This window comes from Pseudomonas sp. IT-347P (genome assembly GCF_949768005.1).
In the GTDB taxonomy this organism is placed as follows: domain Bacteria; phylum Pseudomonadota; class Gammaproteobacteria; order Pseudomonadales; family Pseudomonadaceae; genus Aquipseudomonas.
In genome coordinates this window covers 104,661-131,358 of the sequence record NZ_CATKPQ010000002.1, presented here as the reverse complement: position 1 = coordinate 131,358, position 26,698 = coordinate 104,661, and the positions used below count along the sequence as shown (strand labels likewise).

Below are 26,698 nucleotides of genomic sequence, written 5' to 3'. Positions count from 1 at the left end.
GCGAAGGCGTCGTGTCAGTCGATATTTTTTGTCTGACACACCGCCTTCGCGAGCAAGCCCGCTCCCACAGGGTGGGGCGCGGTGTCAATTAAGCCTTCGCCGGTTCCAGGGCCAGTTCGACGGCTTCGGGGCGTTTGACTATGGCGTAGACGACGGCGGTCAACAAACTCCCCGCCACAATCGCCAGTAGATACAGCAACGCATGGTTGATCGTGTTGGGAATGACCATCACGAACAAACCGCCATGCGGCGACATCAGTTTGCAGCTGAAATACATCGACAATGCGCCGGCCAGCGCGCCGCCGAGAATGCTCGCAGGGATCACCCGCAGCGGATCTTTCGCAGCAAACGGAATCGCTCCTTCGGAAATGAAGCACATGCCCAATACCAACGCCGCCTTACCCGCCTCGCGCTCAGTCTGGGCGAATTTGCGTCGAGCGAGGAAAGTGGCGATGCCCATACCGATTGGCGGCACCATGCCGGCAGCCATGACGGCGGCAATCGGTGCATAGCTGGCATTGGCCGACGTCATCAGGCCGACCGAAAACGCATAGGCCGCTTTATTGATCGGCCCACCAAGGTCAACGCACATCATCGCCCCGAGTACCACGCCCAACAGCACGGCGTTGGCGGTGCCCATGTCTTTGAGGAATGTGGTCATGCTGGCGAGCACGCCTGCAACGGGCTGCCCCACCACATAGATCATGATCAAGCCGACAACCAGACTGGCCAGCAACGGGATGAGCAGAATCGGCTTCAACGCATCAAACGATTGCGGCAGACGCAGCCAGCGACTGATCGCGGCGGCGCTGTAACCGGCGAGGAAACCGGCGATGATGCCGCCAATGAAGCCCGCGCCCAATGTGCTCGCCAGAACACCGCCGATCATGCCGGGCGCGATGCCTGGCCGATCGGCAATCGAATAGGCGATGTAACCGGCCAGCAACGGCACCATCAGAGTGAATGCCGCATCGCCGATCTGCTTGAGCGCAGCCGGCAACGTCCCCGGCTCCTCGAAAGCATTGATGCCGAATGCGAATGACAGCGCGATCATCAAACCGCCCGCCACCACCATCGGCAGCATGAAAGACACACCGGTCAGCAGGTGTTTGTAGACACTGGTCTTCTCTGACCTGGTCGCAGGTTTTCCGTCACTGGCAGCGCTTTCCACCTTGCCTTCCGCCAGCGCTTTTTTCAGCGTCGCTTCGGACTGCTTCAACGCAATGCCAGTGCCGCAACGATAGATCTTCTTACCAGCGAAACGCTCGGTGGCGACTTCGATATCCGCCGCCAGCAACACCACGTCCGCGTCGGCAATCGCCGCCGCGCTCAATGGAGTTTTCGCGCCCACCGAACCTTGGGTTTCAACCTGCAGTTCATAGCCCAGACGCTTGGCGGTTTGCTGCAAGGCTTCGGCGGCCATGAAGGTGTGCGCAACACCGGTTGGGCATGCGGTGATGGCGACGATGCGTGGCGCACGCACTGCATCGATAGCCGGTGCGACTTCGCTGGCGACGTAAACTTCTGCCTCTGCAGCGCCACGACGCAGCACCGCTTCGACATCCTGCAACGCCTGCGCCGGGGCGATCTGAAACACCCGTTTACCGACAAAGCGGCTCATGTCCACCGCGCCGGTGGTGACCAGCAATACCCACTCCGCCGCCGCAATGGTCGCTGCCGACAACTCGCGCTCCGGGTGCGCTGCATCGACCACTTCAACGCTGGTGCTCCAGCCCTGACGCTGCGCCGCCGCATCGAGCAAACGCGCGCACAGCACACTGGTGACCATGCCGTTCGGGCAAGCCGTAACAATGGCTAACTTCATGACAAACCCTCTTATTGTTCTGTCAGGGGACGCACGCGCACGCCCTGTTCGAGCTGCGCTAGTTGCGCAGTGTCGTTGATGCCGAAACCGATCTGGGTCACTGCCATCGCCGCAATCGCGGTGGCCGTGCGCAAGGTTTGCTCAGGCGTATCGGCGCTGAGCAGACCGTGGAGCATGCCGGCCAGCAATGAATCGCCGGCACCGACCGTGCTGGCGACGCTGACCTTCGGTGGCGTGGCGTGCAAGGCCGAACCGACGCTGAACCAGTTAACACCGTCGGCACCGTGGGAAATCACCACGTGTTCGATGCCTTGCGCATGCAAACGCGCCGCTGCCTGGGCTTCGGCCGTCTGAGAAACCACCTCGCAACCGAGCGCATCGGCAAGTTCTTCAGTGTTCGGTTTGATCAGCCACGGGCTGGCCAGCAACGCTGCGCGCAAGGCTTCGCCGCTGCTGTCGAGGGCGACTTTCAAGCCGAGCTGGTTGAGCCGTTCGATCAACTCACGCAACCACTGCGCGGTGACGCCACGGGGCAAACTGCCGGCGACCACCACCGCATCGTGACCCGGCGCAATCTGCACCAAACGCTCAAGCAACGCCTGTTGCGCAGCGGCGTCGACCACCGGCCCCGGGCCGTTGATGTCGGTGATGCGGCCATCCTGCTCGGCGACCTTGATGTTGCTGCGCGTCTCGCCCGGCACGCGGATAAACGCGTCGACAAACCCGCGCTTGGCGAACAGGGTTTCGAACGCTTGCAGATTGTCTTCACCGAGAAAGCCACTGACCGTCAGTTGATGGCCGAGGTCAGCCAGCACCTGGGCGACGTTCACGCCTTTGCCGGCGGCGTGGGTGTGCATCTCGTCGCTGCGATTGACCTGACCGGCCTCCAGGCGTGGCAGTTCGACGGTGAGGTCAAGCGCCGGGTTGAGGGTCAGGGTGAGAATCTTGGCCATTACAGGGCCTCCACTAATGCGCGCACTTCGTCGGCGCTGCCCACGGCCAGGGCCTGTTGAGCAAGGGTTTGCGCCTGGGTCAGGCTGAGTTCGCGGATGCGCGCCTTGACTTCGGCGATGCTGCGCCCGGACACGCTGAGTTCATCAACGCCGAGGCCGACCAGCACCGGCACTGCCAGCGGATCTGCTGCCAGTTCGCCGCAGACGCCAACCCATTTGCCATGGGCATGGGCCGCGCGCACGGTGATGTCGATCAGTTGCAGCACCGCCGGGTGCAAGCCGTCCGCTTGTGCGGACAGCGTCGGATGACCACGGTCGATGGCCAGGGTGTATTGGGTGAGGTCGTTGGTGCCGACGCTGAAGAAGTCGACTTCCTTGGCCAGCACTGGCGCGAGCAACGCGGCGGACGGTACTTCGATCATGATCCCCAGTTGCAGATCGGCGACCGGGATTTCCAGACGCAGACGCTCGGTCATGTCGCGGGCCTGACGCCATTCTTCGACGCTGCCGACCATCGGAAACATGATGCGCAGCGGACGGTTATCCGCCGAACGCAACAAGGCGCGCAGTTGCGCTTCCATGATCTGCGGACGCTGCAAAGTCAGGCGAATGCCGCGCACGCCGAGAAACGGGTTTTCTTCCTTGGCGATCGGCCAATACGGCAGCGGTTTGTCGCCGCCGACATCCAGCGTGCGCACCACCAGCGGTCGACCCGCAAGGCCGTCGAGGACGCGGCGGTATTCAGCTTCTTGCGTGGCTTCGTCCGGCGCTTGCGGGTGGGCCATGAAAATCAGTTCGGTGCGCAGCAGACCAATGCCTTCGGCGCCCTGCTCTACCGCTGCGGTGACTCCGGCGCTTTCACCGATGTTGGCGAACACTTCAACGGCGTGACCGTCAGTGGTGTGTGCCGGTTGATGACGTTGTTCGGCAGCAATCTTCAGGCGCTGCTCGCGGGTGTCACGTTCTTCGGCGGCGCGTTGCAGGGTCGCTGCATCGGCGTCGACGTGCAGGCGACCGCGCTGGCCGTCGAGCAGCAACGGCGTGCCCGGTTTGAGCAGCAACACTGCCGCGCCAGCGCCAACCAGCGCCGGAATGCCAAGGGCTCGCGCAACGATTGCACTGTGCGCCGTGGCGCCACCGCGGGCGGTGAGAATCCCTGCCACGCGCGCCGGGTCCAGCCGTGCGACATCAGACGGGCCGACCTCGTCCATCACCAGAATGTACGGTTGCTCAGGCTCGCTCGCCGTTTGTACGCCACACAGTTGCGCCAGCACGCGGCGACCAATATCACGCAGATCCGCCGCCCGTTCGGCGAGCAACGCGTCCTGCAGCGATTCCTGTTGTCTGGCCGCCGCTTCAATCACCGCCATCCACGCCGCTTCGGCGCTTTCGCCCTGCTTGAGGCGGGTGTCGACTTCATCGGTGAGGTCCGGGTCGTCGAGCATCTCCTGATGGGTGATGAAGATCTCGCGGATGGCTTTGGCTTTGCTACGTTCGATCAGCCCCTGAATGTCACTGCGCACGTCGCTGAGCGCTTGCTTGAGACGTTCGCGCTCAACGGCGGCGGACTCGCCGCGCAGCGGGTAATCGATGGTTTGTTGCACTTGAATATGCGCAGGGCCGATGGCAATGCCGGGGGCTGCCGGGATCGCCTGCAACTGCGCGCCGGACGCCGGAGCGATCAGCACTTCGGCCATGTCGGCGATGACTTCGCGTTGCTGACTCACGGCTGGCAGCGGTTCGACTTCTTCACCGAGGCCTTCTTCGATCGCGGCCAACAGCGCCGGCAAGGCATCGGCGGCGATGCTCGGTTCAGCGATCAACTCCAACACCTGACCACGTCGGGCGCCGAGGCTGAGCAGTTTGCTCAGGCTCTTTACCGACACGGCGCTGTCCTGACCATCGACGATGCGCACACGGATCTCGCCATCAAAACTCTTCGCCAGTTGCGCGAGGATCTTCGCCGGGCGCGCATGCAGACCGTGGGCGTTGGCCAGCGCAATACGGGCGCTCGGCCAATCGGCCGGCAATTCACCGCCGAGCACTTCGAGGACTTTGCGGCTGCTGGTGGCGCGGCCCAGTTCATGGCCGCGACCTTCGATCAGCAACGCACACAAACGCTCAAGCAGCGCCTGATGCGCCTCACCGAGGCTGGCCAGGCAGAACAGACCGCTGAGCGGCTGACCGAGGTAGCGCATCGGTTTGTCCGGGGTGACGAACGCCAGCCCCGGACGCTTCACGGTCTGCTCGCTGTGCAGCCACCACAAGCCATCACCCAGCGGCAGCGCTTCGACCTGCTGCAACACACCGGCAAAACCGTTGCTCACACAATCGGCCTGACGCAGCAGACGTGCGCCACGCCAGACCAGCTCTTCGAAATCGTCGGCCGAGACGCCGAGGCCGATCATCTGTGCATCCAGCGCCAACTCCTGCGGCGCGCCTTGCAGCAGTTTCAGCAGCGCTTCGGGGGAGCTGGCGCGACGCAAGGCCTGGCCCAGATCGGTCTCACCGAGGGCGCGGGTCAGCAGTTGCAGCAGGCGCAGGTGTTCGTCGGATTTGGCGGCGATGCCAATCGCCAGATAAACGATCTGGCCATCGCCCCAATCTACGCCTTCCGGGAACTGCATCAGGCGTACGCCAGTGGCGAACACTTGGTCGCGGGTTTCCGGGGTCCCGTGGGGAATGGCAATACCTTGACCGAGAAAGGTCGAGCCCTGGGCTTCCCGTGCCTGCAATCCAGCGAGGTAACCGTCGGCAACCAGACCATCGGCCACCAGGTGATTGGCGAGCAGTTGCAGGGCAGCGGGTTTATCCACAGCCGCTTGGCCCATGGATATCTGCTCTATAGTGAGCTCGAGCATGCGATCTCCTTTTTGGCGCTTTATGAGTGCCAGGTATTGTTTTGGATGGTTTGCAGCTTAGGCGCTTTACCGCTTTGCTTTTCGGCGGCAGTTTTGGCGGTTTCACGGCAGCACCGGCCAAAGGCGTCTAAAACGTAGAAAATACGCTTGCTGAAACGTTTAATCTAGATTGATCGGCACGTTACTCGATAATGTCCCATCCTTGAAGTCCAACTTGTCGGATGCGCTGCGACAATAGTCGCCTGCCCTAATCGGGTAGGATTGGCGAAAATGTTGCGGCAAGCTCGAAAAAACAAGGAAATCCCGGGTTGAAACTCAGTGATATCGCACGGTTGGCCGGAGTGTCCGTGACCACCGCCAGCTACGTCATCAACGGCAAGGCCGAACAGCAGCGCATCAGCAACGCCACCGTCGAGCGGGTGCGGGCGGTGGTCGATCTGCACGGCTTCACGCCAAACCCTCAGGCGGCCGGGCTGCGCAGTCGGCACACGCGCACGCTGGGCTTTATTCTGCCGGATCTGGAAAACCCCAGTTACGCGCGGATCGCCAAGCTGCTCGAGCAAGGTGCGCGGGCGCGCGGCTATCAATTGCTGATCGCCAGCTCCGACGATGCGCCGGACAGCGAGCGGCAGTTGCTGCAACTGTTCCGCGCGCGCCGTTGCGATGCGCTGATCGTCGCCAGTTGCCTGCCGGCCGGCGATGACAGCTATCGGCAGTTACAGGCCAAAGGGTTGCCGATCATCGCCATCGACCGGGTCATGGAACCCGAGCATTTCTGCTCGGTGATCAGTGACGACCGCGAAGCCAGCCTGCACTTGACCCAGAGCTTGCTTGATCCACAACCGAAGCAGATCGTACTGCTCGGCGCGCGTGCGGAACTGAGCATCAGCCAGGAACGCGCCGCCGGTTTCAAACAGGCGCTGGTCGACTTCAAAGGCGAAGTGCTGGTCGAACATGCCGAATCCTTCAGTCGCGAATGCGGCAAGCAATTGATGGAAGAACTCCTGCAACGTCTGGGGCATTTGCCCGATGCGCTGGTGACCACTTCCTACGTGCTGCTGCAGGGCGTGTTCGATGCGCTGCATGACTTCCCGCTGAAATCGCGCCCGCTGCGCCTCGGCACCTTCGGCGATACGCAGTTGCTGGATTTCCTGCCGCTGCCGGTCAACGCCATGGCCCAGCAGCACCAGTTGATCGCCGACAAGGCGCTCGAACTGGCGCTGGCTGCGGTCGAGCAGTCGGAGTACAAGCCCGGCGTGCAAGCCATTGCGCGGACTTTCAAGCAGCGTATTCACCGGGACTGAACCGTGGAGCTGATCGACAGCCACACCCACCTCGACTTCCCCGACTTCGATGCCGATCGCTCGGCGTTGCTCGCCGAAAGCCGCGCCCTTGGGGTGCGGCGGATGGTGGTGCTGGGGGTCTATGAGGGCAATTGGCAACGGGTCTGGGATCTGGTGCAGAGCGATGCCGGTTTGTACGCGGCATTCGGTCTGCATCCGGTGTATCTCGATCAGCATCGCCCCGAAGATTTGTCGGCACTCGGTGATTGGCTGACGCGATTGCGCGGTCATCGGCAGTTGTGCGCGGTGGGCGAGATCGGTCTGGATTACTTCATCGAAACCCTCGACCGCGAGCGGCAACAGGCGCTGTTCGAGGCACAACTACAATTGGCCGCAGACTTTCATTTGCCAGCGCTGATCCATGTGCGGCGCAGCCACGCGGCGGTGATCGCGACGCTCAAGCGCGTCAAGCTCAAACGCGCGGGGATCATCCACGCCTTTGCCGGCAGCCGCGAAGAAGCGCGGGAATACATCAAACTCGGTTTCAAACTCGGCCTGGGCGGCGCGCCGACCTGGCCGCAAGCGTTGCGCATGCATCGGGTGCTGGCAGAGTTGCCACTGGACTCGATCGTGCTGGAAACCGATTCGCCGGACATGGCGCCAGCGATGTTCCCGGGTGTTCGCAATTCACCGGCGCACTTGCCCGCGATTTGCGCGGCACTGGCCGAACTGATGAAGATCAGCCCGGAGCAACTGGCCACCGCCAGCAGCGCCAACAGCTGCGAAGTCTTCGGCTGGTAATATATCCCCCCTGTGGGAGCGGGCTTGCTCGCGAAAGCGGTGTATCAGTCAACGACTATGCCGACTGGCACTCCGCTTTCGCGAGCAAGCCCGCTCCCACATTTCGATCTGCGGGGTATCAGACGCGGAAGGCACTGATCAGTTGTTTGAGCTCCACAACCTGGGCTGACAACGCCCGGCTGGCATCTTCAGTCTGATGCGCGCCTTGCGCCGTGCGCTCGCCGGCACGATTGATTTCGACGATGTTCTGATCGATGTCATGGGCCACCGCCGTTTGCTGCTCAACGGCGGCGGCAATCTGCTGGTTCTGATCGACGATCATGCCGACCGCACCGAGAATGTTTTCCAGCGCCTGCTGGACTTTTTCCGATTGCCCCACCGTGCCATTGGCCATCTGATGGCTGATGCCCATGGCTTTCACCGCCGCACCAACGCCGCCGTGCAGTTTGGCAATCATCTGTTCGATTTCTTCGGTTGATTGCTGGGTGCGTTTGGCCAAGGTGCGCACTTCGTCGGCGACCACGGCAAAACCGCGTCCCTGCTCGCCCGCGCGCGCCGCTTCGATCGCGGCGTTGAGCGCCAGCAGGTTGGTCTGTTCGGCGATGCTCTTGATCACTTCCAGCACGCGGCTGATCGACTGGCTGTCGCTGGCCAATTGGTTGATCACCAGCACCGACTGGTCGATCTCGCTGGCCAGCGCGGCAATGCTGCCCTGCTGCGACTCGACCAGGCCACGACCGTTGATGGTCTCGTCATTGACGCTGTGGGCGCTGCTCACCGCTGCCGCCGCACTGCGTGCCACTTCCAGTGAGGTGGCCGACATCTGGTTCATCGCCGTCGCCACTTGCTCGATCTGCGTGCGCTGTCCGGCGACTGCCTGATTGCTTTGCGCGGAGACGCTTTCAACCTGCCCGGCCTGGCGCTCGACCTCGGCGACGGTCTGCCCCACGCGTTCGATCAAATCGTGAATCTTCCTCACCGTGCCATTGAACACTTCGCCCAACTCGCCCAGCTCATCGCGGCTGTTGGCCTTGAAGTTGACGGTCATGTCCCCGGCCGCGACGTTGTCCATCATCGCGCCCAAGCGTTTCAACGTGGTGCGGGTCGAGGCATAGAAACCCGCGTAAAGATAGAAAATCAGCACGAACACCACCGACAGCGCCACCGCTTGCAAGATCATGTGCGTGCGGTTTTGCGCCAGACGCTGCTGCAATTGGGTGTCGAGAAATTTCAGCGTGGCTTCGTTGAGCTGGTAAGTGCGGTCGATCAGCCCGGTGACTTGATCGTAAAACGCCTGCCATGGTGCATCGAGGGTATCGGCCATCACCACCTGCTCTTCAAACAGTTCGCTGGCCTGTTTCAACGAGGCCTTGCTGCTGTCCGCCACAGCGCTGAGGTGTTCCCGCGCGGCTTTGCTGGAGCCGAGAGCTTCCTGCAGTTTCAGAGCGTACTCGGCCTGGAGTTTTTCGATCTGCACCAACAATTCATCAAAGCGGGTGCTCGACGAACTGTTGAGAAAACCCTGGCCCAAGGAGTACGAACCCATCGCCCGGCCTTCGCCGAGGGTTTGCGTGATAGTCGGCGTGATCAGGGTGACCAGTTCACTGAGCTGGCGGATGTCGCTTTGGTTATCGCGACTGAGGCCGGCCTGACTGCTGATGATCTGGTTGAAAATCTGCGCACTGGCCAGCAGCTTGCCGATCAATGCGCTTTTGCTCTGCAGCGAGTTTTCCGCTTGCTGAGCCTTGAACGCGGCGATCATTTCTTCGCGTTTACCGTCGAAGACCTGAATCTGCTCCGGATCGTCAGTCATCGCCGTCAGCCCTTGCAGGCGCGCCAACACCGCTTGCTCAAGGGTGGTGATCTGCGCCTCGACGTTGCCGGCCTTGCCGGACTGGCCGAGGGTGACGTTGATCTGCACCAGGTTGTTGAGGGTTTCCAGATCCCGACGCAGAGCCAGACTGCTGCCCAGCAGATCAAGGCTTTGCAGCTCGACCCGAGTGCCCTGGAATTCACGATAGGAATCGCGCACCAGATAGAAATTGGTCACCAGCATCGGCACCAGGAACAGCACGCTGATCAGGCTGAACTTCATGCCGAAGCTCAGACGGTTCATCAGCGAGACGGCGGGATAGAGCAAGCTCTTCACTGGAAGTCTCCCTTGGTTTTTCTTGTTTTTATTGGCAGGCGCGGGACGACAGCAGATAGCCACTATCGAGCGCCATCTCTGTATAGCTCAAATCGGAGGGAGGTTTTGTAACTTAAGGTTAACGACATCGCAGCCCGCGACGCACATCTCCGTGTAGGAGCTGCCGCTGGCTGCGATCTTTCTTTGAACCAATGAAATCAGTGGATCAGAACTGTCCACAAAGCGAACCCGGCATACCACAGCACCGCCGCGCGCAGCAGCAACTCCCACAGGCAATCGAGGGTGTTGATGCCCTCCGGCCCGACCACTGGCGGTGGAATCTCCCCCGCCGCCAGACCGACCCGGTTGATCAGTTGCGCAGCGCTGATGTTCCAGTTGAGCAGCTCATGCAGCATCACCCGACTGACCGCGACAAAGTTGCCGACCAGCGCCAGACTCGCCGCCAACAAGCGTACCGGCAGCCAGTCAAAGGCGTGTCGCAGCTGCGCGGCGCGCTCGACCAACGCCGGATTCTGGCCATGCTCTTGGGCCAGCGCCAGCAGGCGATACGCCAACGCCGCCACCGGGCCGAGCACGAAATACCAGAAGATCACCGCAAAAAAGCTCTGATAGGCCTGCCACAGCAGATGCCCCTGCACGCTTTCCAGCAACTGCTCGCCGCTGTCGGCGCAGATATCCAGATCGCGCTTGGCCACGTGAGCTGCGGCTTGCAGATCTTCACGCCGCCAGGCATCGCGGAACGGCCCGAGACCGCCGAGCAAATCGCCGCGCCCCAGACTGTAAATCACCACCAGCAGATGCACCGGCAATGCCAGCAAGCCATAGGCCACCGGTTCCAGCACCAGCAGCAAGAGCGCCAGCAACGCCACCGGAAACAGCACCAGAATCGTCAGCACCAGCCAGGGCTGTTTGGCCAGCCGCGCGCTGGTTTCGAGTTTGTTCAGTTCGCGGATCCATCCGCCATCGCGTTGAACCCGATGACGCAGGGCCGAAAACTTCTCGATCCACAACGCCAGCAGTAACACCAGAAAACTCATTGTCCTTCCTCTTGTGCCAGGGCTGCGCGGTAACGCGCCCAGTCAAATGCCGGGCCAGGATCGGTCTTGCGCCCGGGTGCTATGTCGCTGTGCCCGCAAATGCGGGCGCCGGTGATGGCCGGAAATGCGCTTTGCAACTGGCGGGTCAACGCCGTCAAAGCTTGGTACTGAGCGTCGGTGAACGGCAGATCATCGGTGCCTTCGAGCTCGATGCCGACGGAAAAATCGTTACAGGTCTCCCGCCCTTCGAAAATCGATACGCCGGCATGCCACGCCCGCTCAAGACAGGAGACAAACTGGGTGACCGTGCCGTCACGTTCAATCAGAAAATGCGCCGAGACGCGCAGGTCGACGATCCCTGCAAAGTAGGGATGTTCGGTGACATCCAGACGATTCTGGAAAAATTCCTGCACCTTGCCCGTGGCGAATTGCGCCGGTGGCAGGCTGATGTTATGGATCACCAACAGGGAAATTTCGCCCGCCGGGCGTTCATTGAAGTTGGGTGATGGACAGACCTGCACCCCGTGACACCACCCGCTAGCGGGATCCAACTGCATACCGATTCCTTCAACGCCGACTGTGTTGGCGCCCAGTATGCCGTGATCGGCCCCCGGCGCGCGATCACTTGGCGCGATTGAGTCGCCGCAGATTGCCCAGCACCGACGCCAGCGCGCGGTCGAACAGCAAGGTATCGTCCAGCGCATGCACCGTTCCACGCTGGAACTCCTCGGCCAGCGCGAGGCGGCTGCGCTCCAGCACTTTCATCCCGGTGCGATCGACAAACACGTACTTGCCGGTGGCTTCGATGATGGCCGCCAGCTTGCAGCGCAGGCTATGGTCTTCATCTTCCTGAAACGCCACCCAACTGCCCAGGCGCAGTTGCTCGACCTGACGCAGACCGGCGGCGTTCTGCGGCAAGGGCTGCGCCGTCAACACCGCACTGCCCTCATCAGCGGCTTGCAGAACGATCTGTTGCGACACCTCGACCATTGGCAACGCCTGATCGGCCTGGTCGGCCCGTTCCAGCACCCGCACATGCAGGCCTTCCAGCTCACTGAAAAACTCGCTGGTGGCGAACGGATCGAATGCCGAACTGCTCAGGCCATCACGCAGCGACTTGAGCAACCCTGGCACCAGCGCCAGCAAGCGCAGGCTGGACTCGGCGTCGTCATGACGCTGCACGCTCCAGATCAATTGCTCCATGGTTTGCACATCGGCCTGCCATTCAGCCGACTGATCGCCATGCTTGAGGCAGGTCAGCAGCAGTACTTTGCTCCAGGCATCCTGGACGAAGGTGACCACCGCCGGCGGCAGGGTTTTGCCCAGCAACGCTTGATTCAACGCCCGCTCGACCCGACGCCGCGCCATCTCGGTCTTCGCTCGCCCCTCTTCGGCGTCCCGCAGACGCTGCTCAAGCAGCTCGCTGCGGCGGCGCTCATCGCTGGTGAACGCGAGGAAATCCGCCAGCAATTCGGAGAAAATTGCCGGATCGTCAACGAAGTCGGTCAGCAGGCGCTGCACCACCTGTTCGATACGCAGATACAGACTGTCGCGCGCCTCACCGTCGCAATCGCCCCAGCCCATGGCTGCCTCAGCGATTTCGTTGAGCAGGCGCCGCGCCGGATGGGTGCCGCGGCTGAAGAAACTTTTGTCGAGCACCGCGACCTTGAGCATCGGAATCTGCAACCGCGCGATCAAGGCCTTGAGCGAGTCCGGCACATTGCGGTCTTCAAGAATGCAGTCAAAGATCATCGCGATCAGGTTGATCACGTCTTCGTCCGCATCGCCGACGATTCGCGATTTGCCGCTTCTGACGCTGACCCGGGTCAGCAGTTGTTCGAGCTGATTGCGCAGATCGAAGTCATCCTGCGCCGCCAGCGCGGGCACGTATTGTTGCAAGTGCGAGAGCAGGCGCAGCAGCTCTCGGGTGGAAATCGGCTGCGCCGCGACGCTGGACTCCAGTGTCGGCGCAACAGTGCCGCGCACCTGCACCAGCAATTGTTGCAATGCGGCGAACACCTCCTGCACGCCTTCATCGATCGGCGGCGTGTCGTCACGTTCTTCGCTATGCACATTGGCGATCGCACGATCAATCGCACGTCGCGCCGGGGCTGGTTTCAACTCTGGCAACACCCCCGTCGCGATCAGCAACTGATTGGCTTCGGCGTAAAGCTGTTGGGTGTCGGCCAGGACGTAGCGCTCGAACAGTTTGAGCAGGATCAGCTTGACCTTGATCTCCACGCCCAGGTTACGCCCGGCCTGCAGGAAGAACTCGCAGAGCAGCGCCGGGCCGAGCGGGTTGTGCTGATCGTCGAGGGTGTTGCCCAGCAACGCGTTGAGGCGTGCGGTCAGTTGATCGAGGGCGAAGCCGTCACGTTTGAGTACGCGACCGACCATGGTCTCGACCGCCACGCTGCGCTCCATGTCGTCGCTGCGCGGTGCCAACTCGTCGTACTTCAGTGCGTGCGGCAGCGTGTTGTGGGTGGGGTCGTATTGCGTCAGCCCGACAAACGCTTCGAAGAATTGCTCAAGAAAGCCGCGCTCGATGTTTTTTCGTTTGAGGCGCAGGTCGCGCATGGCTTCGAAAAAGATGTTCTGCTCGACGTCGTTGCGTGCCCGGTCGGCCATTTCAAACAGCGTGTCGTCAGCGTTATCGAACAACTCCTGCAAACCGTGGCGCAGTTGCTGGGCAGCCTTGTCGCGAACCTGGAGCAGAATCACAGGCAGGCGGGCGAGCGGCGAGTGATTCGCCTGATCCGCAGTGCTCTTGTGCAAAGGCACCACTTTCCCGTCGTTGTGCATCCAGGCCTCCTGAAACGGTGATTCGTTCGGTCACGTTCAACACAGTTCCCCTGTGGGAGCGGGCTTGCTCGCGAAAGCGGTGCGTCAAAAACAGAAGTGTTCGCTGACACATCCCTCTTCGCGAGCAAGCCCGCTCCCACAGTTTTAAACCGGCACCTTCAAAATCGTCAAAGCTATGACGTCAAATGCAAGGCGGATTATCTTCATAACTCGCCCCCGACGCCATAGCCGTCAGGGTTTCCCCTATGCCCCTTCAATGACACTGTCCAGGCGCGGTTTGCTCAAAGAAAATCGACCGGATGCAGGCAAGCGCGCGTGTTCTCGCCTTGGGTTGGCTCATGCCATGCCCCTATAATCGAACCACTTTGTTTGTGGAGCCCGTTATGCCGAATCTACGTCTCGCCGATTTGACCGCCGAAATCGAAGCCAACGTGCGCCGTGCGTTGCTCGAAGACATCGGCAGCGGCGATATCACCGCGCAACTGATCCCGGCCGAACGCCTGGCCAAAGCCACCATCATTACGCGCGATGCAGCCGTCATCTGCGGCACGGCGTGGGTCGATGCCGTGTTCCGCCAACTTGATCCGCGGGTCGCGGTGCATTGGCAAGTGGTCGATGGCGAGCGGGTTAAACCCGATCAGCCGCTGTTTCATCTGGAAGGACCGGCCCGTTCGTTGCTCACCGGTGAACGCAGTGCGCTGAACTTCCTGCAGTTGCTTTCCGGCGTAGCCACGCGTGCGCAATACCTCGCTGATTTTGTCGCGGCAACTCAAGTCAAACTGCTCGACACCCGCAAAACCCTGCCGGGTCTGCGTCTGGCGCAGAAATACGCGGTGACTTGCGGTGGCTGCCACAACCACCGCATCGGTCTGTACGACGCGTTCCTGATCAAGGAAAACCACATCGCCGCCAGCGGTGGCATTCCACAAGCCATCAGCGCCGCGCACAAGATTGCGCCGGGCAAACCGGTGGAAGTCGAAGTGGAAAGTCTGGCTGAGCTGAAAGAAGCACTGGCTGCCGGCGCCGACATCATCATGCTCGACGAACTGAGCCTGGATGACATGCGCGAAGCCGTGCGCCTGAACAACGGCAAGGCGAAGCTGGAAGCCAGCGGCGGCATCAACGAAAGCACGCTGCTGCCGATCGCCGAAACCGGGGTGGATTACATTTCGATCGGGGCGATGACCAAGGATGTCAAAGCTGTGGATCTGTCGATGCGCTTGAGCCTCTGAAGGTTTCACGCAACAAAAAACGCCAGCCCGGTTGAGGCTGGCGTTTTTTGTTTCAGACCACCAGATTATTCATCTCGCAGTACTCTTCCCACTCGACGCCCAGCACTTCGGCCGCCTCTTTGTGCAGAACGAGGCGCTGTGCCTCGAACTCTTCCGGCGTGCTCGTGTACTTGAGCGTCAGTTCCCATGGCTGCAAACCCTGGGCTTCGGCTTCGTCTTCGAAGGCCCACTGGATCTGGTCTTTCTGATCGTCGGGACTGAGATCCTTGATCTCGTCTTTGAGGTCCGGAACGTCCTGAATGTATTTTTTTAGCGCTTCTTCGTGACGTTGCTCTTGGGTTAGTTCGGTCATGGCGTTCTCGCTGATCATAGGAATGGAGGATGGATCTGGATCATCAAGGATCTCTCTGACGCGGATTGACCGGCCTTCGGAACCATTCGGGATCATCTGAAAACTGCTGGGCGATGCTCATGCAGGCTCCGAATATAGGACGTTTGCATGACGAATTACACGGCTCTTTACATCTCTCTCACAAAAAGCTGACCTGTGGAACATAAATCCGGATTGCGAGCCATAGCGTTGTGCCATCTCGGCACTCACCCACGCTGTTCACAGGAAAACCAGTGATGCGCAGCTTTTCGAAGATCTGTTCCGTTGTGTCTGCCAGTGCCCTGCTCGCTACCTTGGTGTTGCCGGCAAACGCCATGGCCATCGAGCTGAGTAACAGCAGCTCTTCCTATGGCGACAAGGTTTCGCTGATTCACCACGATTACGGTAAGGATGTCGTGATCAAGAGCGATATCAGCATCGAGGAACTGCAAAAGATGCGCGATACCGTCCGCGATCAGTCACACCAGATAGAAGAGCTCAAACGCAATAGCGGTTCCAGCTCAAGCTCCAGCAGCAAGGAAATCGACGATTTGAAAAACAAGGTCAGGGAACAGGACCGCCAGCTGGATACCCTCGGGCGCCAGGTCGAAGACCTCAAGCGCAACGGTGGCTCAAGTTCGAATTCCGCCAGCAGCGAAATTTCCAGCCTGAAACAGAAACTCAACGATCAGGACCGCGCGATGGATCAGCTCAAGCGGACCGTCGAGGAACTGAGTCGCAAAGTGAAATAAGGGAATGCTGCCCAAAACAGGAACCTAAGTTATTCACAATAACCCAGTCAGCGATCCGAAAGCACAGGTCGGCGCTGTACTAACACGTGTACTGTTCTAGATATGCTGGATGCGAATACGCTTCCTGTGTCAGTCGATTTTCAGGCAAAAAAAGCCCCGAGGCCGTGATGCTCTCGGGGCGTTCTGCTTATATGTGTTTAAGTTCTGGCTTCTGGGTGGGGATCTTCGATGTTTCGACTTTCTTGTGTAGGAGAAGATTTCCAAGAACTCTAAGCATCGGCTTTTCCAGATAGTGAAAACTCATCAAACCGACCGCAATAGCAATCCCGAGCATGCCGAGAACGAGAAACACGTTTGGCACTTTCCCGAGTACGCCAGCCCAGGTGAAGCCAGCCACAACCACAGCGAAAATCATTTGGTGCCACAGGTACAGCGAATATGACGAGTCGCCCAGCTTCACCAAGTAATTAGGGAACGTCCATACCTTGCGCGCCTCGAACGCCACCAGCCCATAAACGATGAAGGCGCTCGGGATGCCAAGGCAGAACATGCGCCACCAAGAAGGGAGTGGCCCCCACCCGCCGTGCACGCGGTTTACTTCGGCCCCAATCAGGAAGCCGGCCACGCCGATGAGTGTGCAGGTAAGCGCATAACCGGTTATCCCGCGCTGAATCAACGCCGCGACGATCATGCCAAACATGAACTCGAACAGAATTGCGGCGAAAGTCGGTTCAAACATCCACGGATTGCCAGTTTTGAAGGCTGCGACGATGACCGCAAAGATGCTCAGGAACCACAGCATCAGCCCAAGAAACACATGACGCGGAAAGATGAACAATGCCACCGTGGCGACGGCGTAGAAATAGACTTCAAAGTTCAGCGTCCAGCCGGCGAGGATCCGGTTGTTCGGCTGGTCTGTCAGTGTCAGCAGGCCGAGGAGCGGCTTTTGCTCCATCCATGCTGGCGCCAGCTCTACATGTGTCATCAACAGGCTTGCCACCGCGAACACCACCCAGTAGATCGGGAAGATGCGGATCAGCCGTTTAACAGCGAATTCATACGTTGCCTTGAGCCGTCCGACCTGTTCGACGTTTTCCCCGGAACGCTTCGCCACCATATAGATGATGAAACCGGAGATAACGAAGAAGATATCGACGCCGCCTGGGCCTATAGCCTCAACATACGGTTGCGCCCAGTGCGTCCTCACGGTGACCAGCGGCCAAAACACGTGGCTTATCACCACCATCAGCGCCGCTATCGCACGCAGTCCTTGAATGTTCAGAAAAGTCAAAGGGCTATCCTCGCGCCGTTTATTTGCGCGGGATCATAGCCGTAAAGCGTCTGCTCGCCTATGCTGCGCACGAAATGTGAAATGTATACCCGGTCGAACCTTCTGACCTGGCCTTACTGGCCGCCCTTGGCGTTATGCTTTGAGCGCACTTCCGTGGGCCGGCCGACATCGCGAAGAAAATGAGCCAGGAGCGGGTTCTGCACTTGAAGGATGGTGTGGCCTGGCATGAATACAACCAGTTCTACGGTACCTGCAACCTGCGTGAGGCAGTGCTGTGTGAACTCGACCCGTCCGGACAGAACATCGCATTGATGCGCGCCGAACACCGACGAAAGTAGATTTGGTGCCCGAGACAGGAATCGAACCTGCGACCTTCGCGTTACGAGTGCGCTGCTCTACCGGCTGAGCTACACGGGCGGTGGGCTAAACCTAGCACCGCTCTTGAAGTCCGGCAAGTTCGCAGAATGTCTCGATATTTCGCAGACAAAAAAATGCCCCACTGTTTGCACGGCGGGGCATTTTTATTGCGCTAAAGCTATGGGGTGATTAAACGCCCGAAGCCTTGGCCGCTGCCACGTCTTTGATGGACAGCTTGATACGGCCGCGGTTGTCCACGTCCAGTACCAGCACTTCCACTTCCTGACCTTCTTTCAGGATGTCGGTCACTTTCTCAACGCGAGCATCGCTCAGCATCGAGATGTGCACCAGACCGTCCTTGCCCGGCAGGATGTTGACGAATGCGCCGAAGTCGACGATGCGCTCAACCTTGCCGACGTAGATCTTGCCGATCTCGGCTTCAGCGGTGATACCCAGAACGCGTTGACGTGCTGCTTCAGCCGCTTCCTTGGTTTCGCCGAAGATCTTGATCGAACCGTCGTCTTCGATGTCGATCGAAGCCTTGGTTTCTTCGCAGATCGCACGGATGGTCGCGCCACCTTTACCGATAACGTCACGGATCTTGTCGGTGTCGATTTTCATCGCGATCATGGTCGGCGCGTTGGCCGACAGTTCGGTACGCGACTGGCCGATGATCTGGTTCATCTGACCGAGGATGTTCAGGCGCGCTTCCAGGGCCTGGCCCAGAGCGATCTCCATGATTTCTTCGGTGATGCCTTTGATCTTGATGTCCATCTGCAGCGCGGTCACACCTTTGGCGGTACCGGCTACTTTGAAGTCCATGTCGCCCAGGTGGTCTTCGTCGCCGAGGATGTCGGTCAGGACGGCGAATTTCTCGCCTTCTTTAACCAGACCCATGGCGATACCGGCAACCGGCGCCTTCATCGGCACACCAGCGTCCATCAGGGCCAGGGAAGCGCCGCAAACGGAAGCCATCGAGCTCGAACCGTTGGATTCGGTGATTTCCGACACCACACGGATGGTGTACGGGAACACGTCAGCGGCTGGCAGCATGGCCGAAACCGAACGACGGGCCAGACGGCCGTGACCGATTTCACGACGACCAGCGCCACCCATGCGACCACACTCGCCCACCGAGAACGGCGGGAAGTTGTAGTGCAGCATGAACGGGTCTTTTTTCTCGCCTTCCAGGGTGTCCAGCAGCTGTGCGTCACGGGCGGTGCCCAGTGTAGCAACCACCAGAGCCTGGGTTTCACCACGGGTGAACAGGGCCGAACCGTGAGTCTTCGGCAGAACGCCGACTTCGATGTTCAGCGGACGTACGGTTTTGGTGTCGCGGCCGTCGATACGTGGCTTGCCGTTTACGATGTTTTCGCGAACGGTGCGGTATTCGATTTCGCCGAAAGCCGCTTTGACGTCGGCAGCGGAAGGCTGGCCTTCTTCACCGGACAGCTTGGCAACGACTTGCTCCTTCAGCTCGCCCAGACGCGCATAACGGTCAGCCTTGACGGTGATGGTGTAAGCCTGGGAGATCGCCTCGCCGAACTCGGCACGGATCGCGCCCAGCAGTTCGGTGGCTTCTGGCGCAGGAGCCCAGGTCCAGGTTGGCTTGGCCGCTTCGGCAGCCAGTTCTTTAACGGCGTTGATCACCACCTGGAACTCGTCGTGAGCAAACAGTACCGCGCCCAGCATCTGGTCTTCGGTCAGCTCTTTGGCTTCCGATTCAACCATCAGTACGGCGTCGGAAGTACCGGCAACAACCATGTCCAGGCTCGAAGCCGCTTGCTGTTCGTAAGTCGGGTTCAGCAGGTAGCCGGTGCTTTCATGGAAAGCTACGCGAGCGGCACCGATCGGGCCGTCGAACGGGATGCCCGAGATAGCCAGGGCAGCCGAGGTACCGATCATCGCAGCGATGTCCGGATCGGTCTTCTTGCTGGTGGAAACGACGGTGCAGACAACCTGCACTTCGTTCATGAAGCCTTCCGGGAACAGCGGACGGATCGGACGGTCGATCAGTCGGGAAGTCAGGGTTTCTTTCTCGGAAGGACGGCCTTCGCGCTTGAAGAAACCGCCAGGGATCTTACCGGCAGCGTAAGTCTTTTCCTGGTAGTGAACGGACAGAGGGAAGAAGCCCTTGCCCGGATCGGCTTGTTTTGCACCGACTACAGTCACCAATACGCTGACGTCGTCGTCAACGGTGACCAATACTGCGCCGGAGGCCTGACGGGCGATACGGCCAGTCTCGAGGGTAACGGTCGATTGACCGAACTGGAATTTTTTGATTACCGGGTTCACGGTGTCCTACCTTCTTTGTGGCTCTTGGGGGAACTGGTTTCTTGCGAATTCTTGGGCAATGTCGGGAATCGGCCCGACCCTTGTCCGGGGTAAAACGTGTATCCAGATAAAACTTGAGGCTGGGAGCCTGCAAGGCGACCGCGGTAAACCGCGGACGTCCTGCAGACCACCAACCTCATAGCGCAATCGCTGATTAGCGACGCAGACCCAGGCGAGCGATCAGAGCGCTGTAACGGCTCACGTCCTTGCCTTTCAGGTAGTCCAGCAGCTTGCGACGCTGGTTTACCATGCGGATCAGACCACGACGGGAGTGGTGATCTTTACCGTTGGCCTTGAAGTGACCTTGCAGTTTGTTGATGTTGGCGGTCAGCAGTGCAACTTGCACTTCTGGCGAACCAGTGTCACCAACAGCTTGCTGGTAGTCAGCAACGATTTGAGCTTTTTCTTGAACGTCGAGAGCCATGAGGCAATCCTTCTATCAGGAAACTGTTTCAGGGAAACAGCTTCAACAGGCCAGGGACAAATCCCTGTATCTATAAATGAGTCGTGACCGTGCCTGTTAACAGCCACACTCGCCGACCTGCTGTGACACAGGCCGGTTCCGGTCATTCTGACCGAATCAAACGACGTGGCGCGATGCGCCCGTCTTCGCTCACTTCACCGATACCGATGAAGCGACCATTGTGATCCTGTACCCGTACCATGCCGAACTTCGGAGCATCCGGTGCACGCACCGGCTGGCCATTGAGCCAGTAGAACGCGCTCGCCTCAGAGAAGTGCAGCAACGGCCAATCCTGCAGGCCGCTGTCCGATGGCATCAGGAAGCGATCAACCGCTTCGTTGCCGCCTTCGGCATGTACCGCTTCCAGCTCTTCGAGGGTAACCGTCTGCGCCAGGGTGAAAGGCCCGGCCTGGGTACGACGCAATTCAGCGACGTACGCACCACAACCGAGTTGCTCACCGATATCCTCCACCAGGGTGCGGATATAGGTGCCCTTGCTGCAATCCACCGCAAGACGCGCAGTATCGCCTTCGAAGGCCAGTAATTCCAAGCGCGCAATAGTAACAGAACGCGGTTCGCGCTCCACTACTTCGCCTGCACGTGCCAGTTTGTACAGCGGCTGGCCATCACGCTTGAGTGCCGAGTACATCGGCGGTATCTGACTGATTTGCCCACGAAATTTCGGCAGAACCGCTTCGACATCGGCGCGACCAACGGTCACCGGGCGTTCCTGCAAAACCTCGCCCTCGGCATCAGCCGTGGTGGTGGTCTTGCCCAATTGCGCCAAGGTTTCATAACCCTTGTCGGAATCGAGCAGGTATTGCGAGAACTTGGTGGCTTCACCGAAGCACAACGGCAAAACACCGGTGGCCAGTGGGTCGAGGCTGCCGGTGTGACCGGCCTTCTCGGCGTTGAGCAACCAGCGAACCTTCTGCAACGCGGCGTTGGAGGTGAACCCCAACGGCTTGTCGAGCAGGATGATACCGCTGACGTTACGACGGATACGTTTGACCTGAGCCACCGGATTACTCCTTGGTGTCTTCAGGGGCAGCAACGTCCAGGTGCTGATTGTCTTCAGCCACGGCGCGCTCGATCAGGGCCGACAGGTGCGCACCACGCACGACGGATTCGTCGTAGTGGAAATGCAATTGCGGCACGCTGCGCAGCTTCATTTCCCGGGCCAGCTGCATACGCAGGAAACCTGCGGCGGCGTTGAGCACCTTGATGCTTTGCGCGATGTCTTCAGCGTTGTCTTGCCCCATCACGGTGATGAAGATCTTCGCGTGACCGACGTCACGGGACACTTCCACAGCGGTAATGGTGACCAGGCCAACACGTGGATCTTTGACTTCACGACGGATCAGTTGGGCCAGCTCACGCTGCATCTGATCGCCGATACGTTGGGTACGGCTGTATTCTTTTGCCATGATTTGTTACCTGTTACTGCCCAGCGGTGAAACCCGCAAGGTCTGAAAGCGGCAAACGCCCGGCCTGACAAAAGCCAGACCGGGCGTTGCGTTTAGAGTCCTGACGCCGTGGCGCGCATCTGCATGCGGCGGCTCGGCGTGGCCCTTGAAGTGCGCGAGTCAGAGGCTGCGAGCAACCTGAACTTTCTCGAAGACTTCGATCTTGTCGCCGACTTTGACGTCGTTGTAGCTCTTCACGCCGATACCGCATTCCATGCCGGCACGTACTTCGGAAGCGTCATCCTTGAAGCGACGCAGGGATTCCAGCTCGCCTTCGAAGATAACGATGTCTTCACGCAGTACACGGATCGGACGGTTACGGTGCACAACACCTTCGATCACCATGCAGCCTGCGATCGCGCCAAACTTCGGCGAACGGAACACGTCACGCACTTCGGCCACACCCAGGATGTTCTCGCGAACATCGCTGCCGAGCATGCCGGTCAGGGCTTTCTTGACGTCTTCGATGATGTCGTAGATCACGTTGTAGTAACGCATGTCCAGACCTTCCTGCTCGACGATCTTGCGAGCGCCGGCATCGGCACGCACGTTGAAGCCGAACAGTACAGCGTTGGAAGCCAGTGCCAGGTTAGCGTCGGACTCGGTGATACCACCGACACCGCCGCCCACTACACGCACTTGTACTTCGTCGTTGCCCAGGCCATTCAAGGCACCGTTCAACGCTTCCAGCGAACCACGGACGTCGGATTTGAGGACGATGTTGAGCGTCTTCTTCTCGGCCTGGCCCATGTTTTCGAAGATGTTTTCCAGCTTGCCGGCATGAGCGCGAGCCAGTTTGACTTCGCGGAACTTGCCTTGACGGAACAGAGCCACTTCACGGGCTTTCTTCTCGTCAGCCACCACGCTCATCTCGTCGCCAGCGTCCGGGGTACCGTCCAGGCCGAGGATCTCGACAGGGATGGAAGGACCGGCTTCCTTGATTGGCTTGCCGTTCTCGTCGAGCATGGCACGCACGCGGCCATAGTTCGAACCGACCAGGACCATGTCGCCTTGGCGCAGGGTACCGTCTTGAACCAGAACGGTTGCCACCGGGCCACGACCTTTGTCGAGACGCGATTCAACCACAACACCACGGCCAGGAGCCGATGGAGTCGCTTTCAGTTCGAGAACTTCAGCTTGCAGCAGAACGGCTTCAAGCAGCTCGTCCACGCCAGTACCGACTTTCGCCGACACCGGTACGAACGGCGTATCACCGCCCCAATCTTCGGAGGTCACGCCGTGAACCGACAGTTCGCTACGGATGCGATCGAGATCGGCGCCCGGCTTGTCGATTTTGTTCACTGCAACCACCAGAGGAACGCCAGCTGCCTGAGCATGCTGAACGGCTTCGATGGTTTGTGGCATCACGCCGTCGTCCGCCGCAACCACGAGGATCACGATATCGGTCGCCTTGGCACCACGGGCACGCATTGCGGTAAACGCGGCGTGACCCGGGGTATCGAGGAAAGTGACCATGCCGCGTTCGGTTTCAACGTGGTACGCACCGATGTGCTGGGTGATACCACCGGCTTCGCCGGCAGCTACCTTGGCACGACGGATGTAGTCGAGCAGGGAAGTCTTACCGTGGTCAACGTGGCCCATTACGGTCACGACTGGCGCACGGGAGAACGACTCACCTTCAAACTTCAGGGACTCGGCCAGGGAATCTTCCAGAGCGGTGTCGCTGACCAGGGTCACTTTGTGGCCCAGTTCTTCGGCTACCAGCTGAGCAGTTTCCTGATCAAGCACCTGGTTGATGGTCGCTGGAGTACCCAGTTTGAACATGAACTTGATGATTTCCGCAGCCTTGACCGACATCTGATTGGCGAGATCGCCAACAGTGATGGTCTCGCCGATCTGCACATCACGCACGACAGGGCCGGTAGGGCTCTGGAAACCGTGGGCGTTGCGCTTCTTCAGCTTGGCCTTGCCGCGACCACCGCGACGGAAGCCATCGCTTTCTTCGTCGGTAGTGCGTGGCGCCACACGTGGAGCCGGCGCTTTTTCTTTGACCGATGCGCGATGCGGAGCGTTTTTGCGCTCACCATCACCACCACCGCTACGACGATTGTTGTCGTCGGCACGTGGTTTGTCAGGACGGCGCTGTTCGTTCTGCTTGTTGCGAACTTCAGCAGACGGAGCTGGAGCAGCAGCAACCACCGGCGCGCTTTCGCGAACAGGTTCGGCAGCTGCTGCCGGCGCCGCGACGGCGTCGCTGGTAGCGGTCTGCGCAGCAGCAGGCTGGCGGCGCGCTTCTTCTTCGGCGCGCTGCTTGGCTTCTTCTTCAGCCTTCTGACGAGCAGCATTTTCTACTGCGCGGCGCTCATCCAGTTCACGCTTGCGTTCGGCTTCGATTTCTTCCGGGCTACGCTGTACGAAAACTTTCTTTTTGCGAACTTCTACGCTGATGCTTTTGCTACCAGCCACACGCAGGGTGCTGGTGGTTTTACGCTGCAGCGTGATCTTGCGTGGTTCTTCCACTTTCGCCTTGTGGCTGCTTTTCAAGTGAGTCAGCAGGGACTGCTTCTCACTGTCAGTCACATTTTCTTCGGCGGCGGTGTGCGGCAGACCTGCCTCACGCATCTGCTGCAACAGGCGCTCTACCGGTGTTTTGACCTCATCGGCCAGTTGTTTCACCGTGACTTGCGTCATGCACTTCTCTCCTCAGGCCGCGCCTAATTACTCGAACCAGTGGGCTCGGGCGGCCATGATCAACTTGCCGGCACGATCATCGTCAATGCCGTCGATGTCGAGCAGGTCGTCAATAGACTGCTCGGCCAGGTCTTCGCGGGTAATTACGCCGCGCACCGCCAGTTCCATCGCCAAATCCTTGTCCATACCCTCAAGCGAGAGCAGGTCTTCGGCCGGATGGGCGTCTGCCAGCTTTTCCTCAGTAGCGATGGCTTTGGTCAACAAACGATCCTTGGCACGAGCGCGAAGCTCGTTGACGATGTCTTCGTCAAAGCCGTCGATGTTGAGCATTTCTTCCAACGGTACGTAGGCAATCTCTTCCAGGCTGGTGAAGCCTTCATCTACCAGCACCTGAGCCAGCTCTTCGTCGACTTCCAGCTCGTCGATGAAGTTGCGCAGGATGTCGCCGGTTTCTGCTTGCTGCTTAGCCTGGATGTCCGATTCGGTCATCACGTTCAGGGTCCAGCCAGTCAACTGGCTGGCCAGACGCACGTTCTGACCACCGCGACCGATGGCCTGAGCCAGATTGTCTGCGCCAACGGCGATGTCCATGGCGTGGGCATCTTCGTCAACGATAATTGCCGCAACCTCAGCCGGGGACATGGCGTTGATCACGAACTGAGCCGGGTTGTCGTCCCACAGAACGATATCAACACGCTCACCGCCCAACTCGCCCGACACTGCCTGGACGCGCGAACCGCGCATACCGATGCAAGCGCCCTGCGGGTCGATGCGTTTGTCCTTGGAGCGGACGGCGATCTTGGCGCGCGAACCCGGATCACGGGACGCTGCCATTACTTCGATCAGGCCTTCGGCAATTTCCGGCACTTCGATGCGGAACAGCTCGATCAGCATTTCCGGCGCGGTACGCGACAGGATCAGCTGCGGGCCGCGGTTCTCGGTGCGGATTTCCTTGAGCAGCGCACGCAAACGCACGCCGACACGGAAAGTTTCGCGAGAAATGATGTCTTCACGGGCCAGCAACGCTTCAGCGTTGTTACCCAGATCGACGATCACATTGTCGCGGGTGACTTTTTTCACGGTGCCGGAGATGATTTCTCCCAGGCGCTCGCGATAGGCGTCGACCACTTGAGCGCGCTCGGCTTCGCGGACTTTCTGCACAATGACCTGCTTGGCAGTCTGTGCAGCGATGCGGCCGAACTCGATGGATTCGATCTTTTCTTCGACGACGTCGCCAACCTTGGCACCTGGATGCGTTTCGGCAACCTTGCTTGGCCAGGTTTCGATGGCCGGATCGTCGAGATCATTCTCTTCAACGACCGTCCAGCGACGGAAAGTTTCGTAAGAACCGGTGTGACGGTTAATTTCCACACGCAGGTCTACTTCGTCTTCAAAACGCTTTTTGGTAGCAGTGGCCAGAGCCAGCTCCAGCGCTTCAAAAATTACGCTTGCCGGTACGCCCTTTTCATTGGATACCGACTCAACAACCAGCAGTACTTCTTTGCTCATCGTACGCCTCGCCTTTCGCAAGCCATTGGATCCGCGGGATCCGCGTCTCAGTCAAAACTGGGAATAATGTTGGCCTTGTCGATCATATCGATCGGCAACAGGAACTCATGGTCTTCAACCTGCACCACGACATCCTGTTCTTCTACACCGCGCAGAAGGCCCTGAAAGTTGCGTCGCCCTTCAAAAGGCGAGCGCAGCTTGATCTTCACTTGTTCACCGGCAAACTTTGCAAACTGCTCAAGAGTGAACAGCGGGCGCTCCATGCCAGGCGAGGAAACTTCGAGGGTGTATTCAACGGAAATCGGATCTTCAACATCCAGTACGCCGCTGATCTGACGGCTGACAATGGCGCAATCGTCCACCAGCACGCCGCCCTCTTTATCGATATAAACGCGCAACATCGAGTGACGACCCTGAGCCGAGAACTCGATACCCCAGCATTCATAGCCCAGGGCCACGACCACCGGGGCCAGCAAGGCCTGCAACTCTTCTAGCTTGCTCGACACCTGAACCCCCTAGTGCATGATATGTGCATGCTTTGCAAAATAAAAAAATGGGCTA

The 26,698-nt window shown here is 59.6% G+C and carries 21 protein-coding genes and 1 tRNA gene; 5 read left to right on the top strand and 17 right to left on the bottom strand.

All coding sequences use genetic code 11. From position 1 onward, the window contains the following. Positions 1-88: 88 nt before the first annotated feature. Genes ACM6IV_RS01520 through ptsP form a run of 3 tightly spaced genes read right to left on the bottom strand, consistent with a single transcriptional unit; the run spans position 89 to position 5,639 of the window. Positions 89-1,825 carry a PTS fructose-like transporter subunit IIB gene (locus ACM6IV_RS01520; RefSeq protein WP_414868446.1) on the bottom strand — a complete coding sequence of 579 codons (1,737 nt, stop codon included), beginning with the start codon at positions 1,823-1,825 and terminating at the stop codon, positions 89-91. Between the two features lie 11 nt (positions 1,826-1,836). Continuing rightward, positions 1,837-2,778 carry a 1-phosphofructokinase gene (gene pfkB / locus ACM6IV_RS01515; protein ID WP_414868445.1) on the bottom strand — a complete coding sequence of 314 codons (942 nt, stop codon included), beginning with the start codon at positions 2,776-2,778 and terminating at the stop codon, positions 1,837-1,839. Next, a complete protein-coding gene (gene ptsP, locus ACM6IV_RS01510; protein ID WP_414868444.1) occupies positions 2,778-5,639 on the bottom strand; it encodes a phosphoenolpyruvate--protein phosphotransferase in 2,862 nt (953 codons plus the stop codon). The genes pfkB and ptsP overlap by 1 nt, the downstream gene beginning before the upstream one ends. Positions 5,640-5,947: 308 nt before the next feature. Between ptsP and cra the strand changes: the two genes are divergently transcribed. Both cra and ACM6IV_RS01500 read left to right on the top strand, forming a co-directional pair. Continuing rightward, positions 5,948-6,943, top strand: coding sequence for a catabolite repressor/activator (gene cra / locus ACM6IV_RS01505; protein WP_414868443.1), 996 nt, complete (start codon positions 5,948-5,950; stop codon positions 6,941-6,943). Between the two features lie 3 nt (positions 6,944-6,946). Continuing rightward, the gene (locus tag ACM6IV_RS01500; RefSeq protein ID WP_414868442.1) at positions 6,947-7,723 is read left to right on the top strand and encodes a TatD family hydrolase; all 777 of its coding nucleotides are present in this window, start codon (positions 6,947-6,949) and stop codon (positions 7,721-7,723) included. Between the two features lie 118 nt (positions 7,724-7,841). On the opposite strand, the gene ACM6IV_RS01495 is transcribed toward ACM6IV_RS01500, so the two are convergent. The 4 genes from ACM6IV_RS01495 to ACM6IV_RS01480 all read right to left on the bottom strand — a co-directional run bounded on the left by ACM6IV_RS01495 (position 7,842) and on the right by ACM6IV_RS01480 (position 13,711). Continuing rightward, positions 7,842-8,546, bottom strand: coding sequence for a methyl-accepting chemotaxis protein (locus ACM6IV_RS01495; protein WP_414868458.1), 705 nt, complete (start codon positions 8,544-8,546; stop codon positions 7,842-7,844). A 1,523-nt stretch (positions 8,547-10,069) separates the two neighbouring features. Then, the gene (gene ampE, locus ACM6IV_RS01490; protein ID WP_414868441.1) at positions 10,070-10,909 is read right to left on the bottom strand and encodes a regulatory signaling modulator protein AmpE; all 840 of its coding nucleotides are present in this window, start codon (positions 10,907-10,909) and stop codon (positions 10,070-10,072) included. After that, the gene (ampD, locus tag ACM6IV_RS01485; protein ID WP_414868440.1) at positions 10,906-11,466 is read right to left on the bottom strand and encodes a 1,6-anhydro-N-acetylmuramyl-L-alanine amidase AmpD; all 561 of its coding nucleotides are present in this window, start codon (positions 11,464-11,466) and stop codon (positions 10,906-10,908) included. The genes ampE and ampD overlap by 4 nt, the downstream gene beginning before the upstream one ends. Before the next feature lie 64 nt (positions 11,467-11,530). Beyond that, positions 11,531-13,711, bottom strand: coding sequence for a DUF1631 domain-containing protein (locus ACM6IV_RS01480; protein ID WP_414868439.1), 2,181 nt, complete (start codon positions 13,709-13,711; stop codon positions 11,531-11,533). A 383-nt stretch (positions 13,712-14,094) separates the two neighbouring features. On the opposite strand from ACM6IV_RS01480, the gene nadC reads away from it, so the two are divergent. Beyond that, positions 14,095-14,943, top strand: a complete 849-nt coding sequence (gene nadC, locus ACM6IV_RS01475) for a carboxylating nicotinate-nucleotide diphosphorylase (RefSeq protein ID WP_414868438.1) — start codon at positions 14,095-14,097, stop codon at positions 14,941-14,943. Between the two features lie 52 nt (positions 14,944-14,995). On the opposite strand, the gene ACM6IV_RS01470 is transcribed toward nadC, so the two are convergent. Then, positions 14,996-15,295: a DUF6388 family protein gene (locus tag ACM6IV_RS01470; protein WP_414868437.1), complete on the bottom strand. Its 300-nt coding sequence runs from the start codon at positions 15,293-15,295 to the stop codon at positions 14,996-14,998. 275 nt (positions 15,296-15,570) lie between these two features. Here ACM6IV_RS01470 and ACM6IV_RS01465 point away from each other — a divergent pair, with 275 nt between their 5' ends. After that, positions 15,571-16,065 (top strand): hypothetical protein, encoded by a 495-nt coding sequence (locus ACM6IV_RS01465; protein WP_414868436.1) that lies wholly within the window; start codon positions 15,571-15,573, stop codon positions 16,063-16,065. Between the two features lie 187 nt (positions 16,066-16,252). On the opposite strand, the gene ACM6IV_RS01460 is transcribed toward ACM6IV_RS01465, so the two are convergent. Beyond that, positions 16,253-17,356 (bottom strand): acyltransferase family protein, encoded by a 1,104-nt coding sequence (locus ACM6IV_RS01460; protein ID WP_414868435.1) that lies wholly within the window; start codon positions 17,354-17,356, stop codon positions 16,253-16,255. Positions 17,357-17,535: 179 nt separating this feature from the next. Between ACM6IV_RS01460 and ACM6IV_RS01455 the strand changes: the two genes are divergently transcribed. Beyond that, positions 17,536-17,694 (top strand): hypothetical protein, encoded by a 159-nt coding sequence (locus ACM6IV_RS01455; RefSeq protein WP_414868434.1) that lies wholly within the window; start codon positions 17,536-17,538, stop codon positions 17,692-17,694. A 3-nt stretch (positions 17,695-17,697) separates the two neighbouring features. Here the strand turns inward: ACM6IV_RS01455 and ACM6IV_RS01450 are convergent. From ACM6IV_RS01450 to rimP, 8 genes are all read right to left on the bottom strand, one after another. Continuing rightward, positions 17,698-17,773: transfer RNA gene (locus ACM6IV_RS01450), tRNA-Thr, on the bottom strand. A 129-nt stretch (positions 17,774-17,902) separates the two neighbouring features. After that, positions 17,903-20,008 (bottom strand): polyribonucleotide nucleotidyltransferase, encoded by a 2,106-nt coding sequence (gene pnp, locus ACM6IV_RS01445; protein ID WP_414868433.1) that lies wholly within the window; start codon positions 20,006-20,008, stop codon positions 17,903-17,905. Between the two features lie 193 nt (positions 20,009-20,201). Then, the gene (gene rpsO / locus ACM6IV_RS01440) at positions 20,202-20,471 is read right to left on the bottom strand and encodes a 30S ribosomal protein S15 (protein ID WP_011332409.1); all 270 of its coding nucleotides are present in this window, start codon (positions 20,469-20,471) and stop codon (positions 20,202-20,204) included. Between the two features lie 142 nt (positions 20,472-20,613). After that, complete coding sequence (gene truB, locus ACM6IV_RS01435) at positions 20,614-21,531, bottom strand: tRNA pseudouridine(55) synthase TruB (RefSeq protein WP_024011571.1); 918 nt, start codon at positions 21,529-21,531, stop codon at positions 20,614-20,616. A gap of 4 nt (positions 21,532-21,535) precedes the next feature. Beyond that, on the bottom strand, positions 21,536-21,937 hold the full coding sequence (rbfA, locus tag ACM6IV_RS01430; protein WP_095049714.1) for a 30S ribosome-binding factor RbfA: 402 nt from the start codon (positions 21,935-21,937) through the stop codon (positions 21,536-21,538). A gap of 159 nt (positions 21,938-22,096) precedes the next feature. Next, a complete protein-coding gene (gene infB / locus ACM6IV_RS01425) occupies positions 22,097-24,628 on the bottom strand; it encodes a translation initiation factor IF-2 (protein WP_414868432.1) in 2,532 nt (843 codons plus the stop codon). 27 nt (positions 24,629-24,655) lie between these two features. Further along, the gene (gene nusA, locus ACM6IV_RS01420; protein WP_003221546.1) at positions 24,656-26,137 is read right to left on the bottom strand and encodes a transcription termination factor NusA; all 1,482 of its coding nucleotides are present in this window, start codon (positions 26,135-26,137) and stop codon (positions 24,656-24,658) included. A gap of 47 nt (positions 26,138-26,184) precedes the next feature. Then, positions 26,185-26,643 (bottom strand): ribosome maturation factor RimP, encoded by a 459-nt coding sequence (gene rimP, locus ACM6IV_RS01415; RefSeq protein ID WP_007973115.1) that lies wholly within the window; start codon positions 26,641-26,643, stop codon positions 26,185-26,187. Positions 26,644-26,698: the final 55 nt, after the last annotated feature.

What these genes read in the sequence shown, in the direction of transcription:
- ACM6IV_RS01495 (WP_414868458.1), bottom strand. Translation starts at nt 8,546, where the DNA reads ATGTCGGCCACCTCACTGGAAGTGGCACGCAGTGCGGCGGCAGCGGTG.
- ACM6IV_RS01455 (WP_414868434.1), top strand. Translation starts at nt 17,536, where the DNA reads ATGAGCCAGGAGCGGGTTCTGCACTTGAAGGATGGTGTGGCCTGGCAT.
- nadC (WP_414868438.1), top strand. Translation starts at nt 14,095, where the DNA reads ATGCCGAATCTACGTCTCGCCGATTTGACCGCCGAAATCGAAGCCAAC.
- ACM6IV_RS01470 (WP_414868437.1), bottom strand. Translation starts at nt 15,295, where the DNA reads ATGACCGAACTAACCCAAGAGCAACGTCACGAAGAAGCGCTAAAAAAA.
- ampE (WP_414868441.1), bottom strand. Translation starts at nt 10,909, where the DNA reads ATGAGTTTTCTGGTGTTACTGCTGGCGTTGTGGATCGAGAAGTTTTCG.
- pfkB (WP_414868445.1), bottom strand. Translation starts at nt 2,778, where the DNA reads ATGGCCAAGATTCTCACCCTGACCCTCAACCCGGCGCTTGACCTCACC.
- ptsP (WP_414868444.1), bottom strand. Translation starts at nt 5,639, where the DNA reads ATGCTCGAGCTCACTATAGAGCAGATATCCATGGGCCAAGCGGCTGTG.
- rbfA (WP_095049714.1), bottom strand. Translation starts at nt 21,937, where the DNA reads ATGGCAAAAGAATACAGCCGTACCCAACGTATCGGCGATCAGATGCAG.
- ampD (WP_414868440.1), bottom strand. Translation starts at nt 11,466, where the DNA reads ATGCAGTTGGATCCCGCTAGCGGGTGGTGTCACGGGGTGCAGGTCTGT.
- rpsO (WP_011332409.1), bottom strand. Translation starts at nt 20,471, where the DNA reads ATGGCTCTCGACGTTCAAGAAAAAGCTCAAATCGTTGCTGACTACCAG.
- ACM6IV_RS01465 (WP_414868436.1), top strand. Translation starts at nt 15,571, where the DNA reads ATGCGCAGCTTTTCGAAGATCTGTTCCGTTGTGTCTGCCAGTGCCCTG.
- ACM6IV_RS01520 (WP_414868446.1), bottom strand. Translation starts at nt 1,825, where the DNA reads ATGAAGTTAGCCATTGTTACGGCTTGCCCGAACGGCATGGTCACCAGT.
- infB (WP_414868432.1), bottom strand. Translation starts at nt 24,628, where the DNA reads ATGACGCAAGTCACGGTGAAACAACTGGCCGATGAGGTCAAAACACCG.
- nusA (WP_003221546.1), bottom strand. Translation starts at nt 26,137, where the DNA reads ATGAGCAAAGAAGTACTGCTGGTTGTTGAGTCGGTATCCAATGAAAAG.
- ACM6IV_RS01480 (WP_414868439.1), bottom strand. Translation starts at nt 13,711, where the DNA reads ATGCACAACGACGGGAAAGTGGTGCCTTTGCACAAGAGCACTGCGGAT.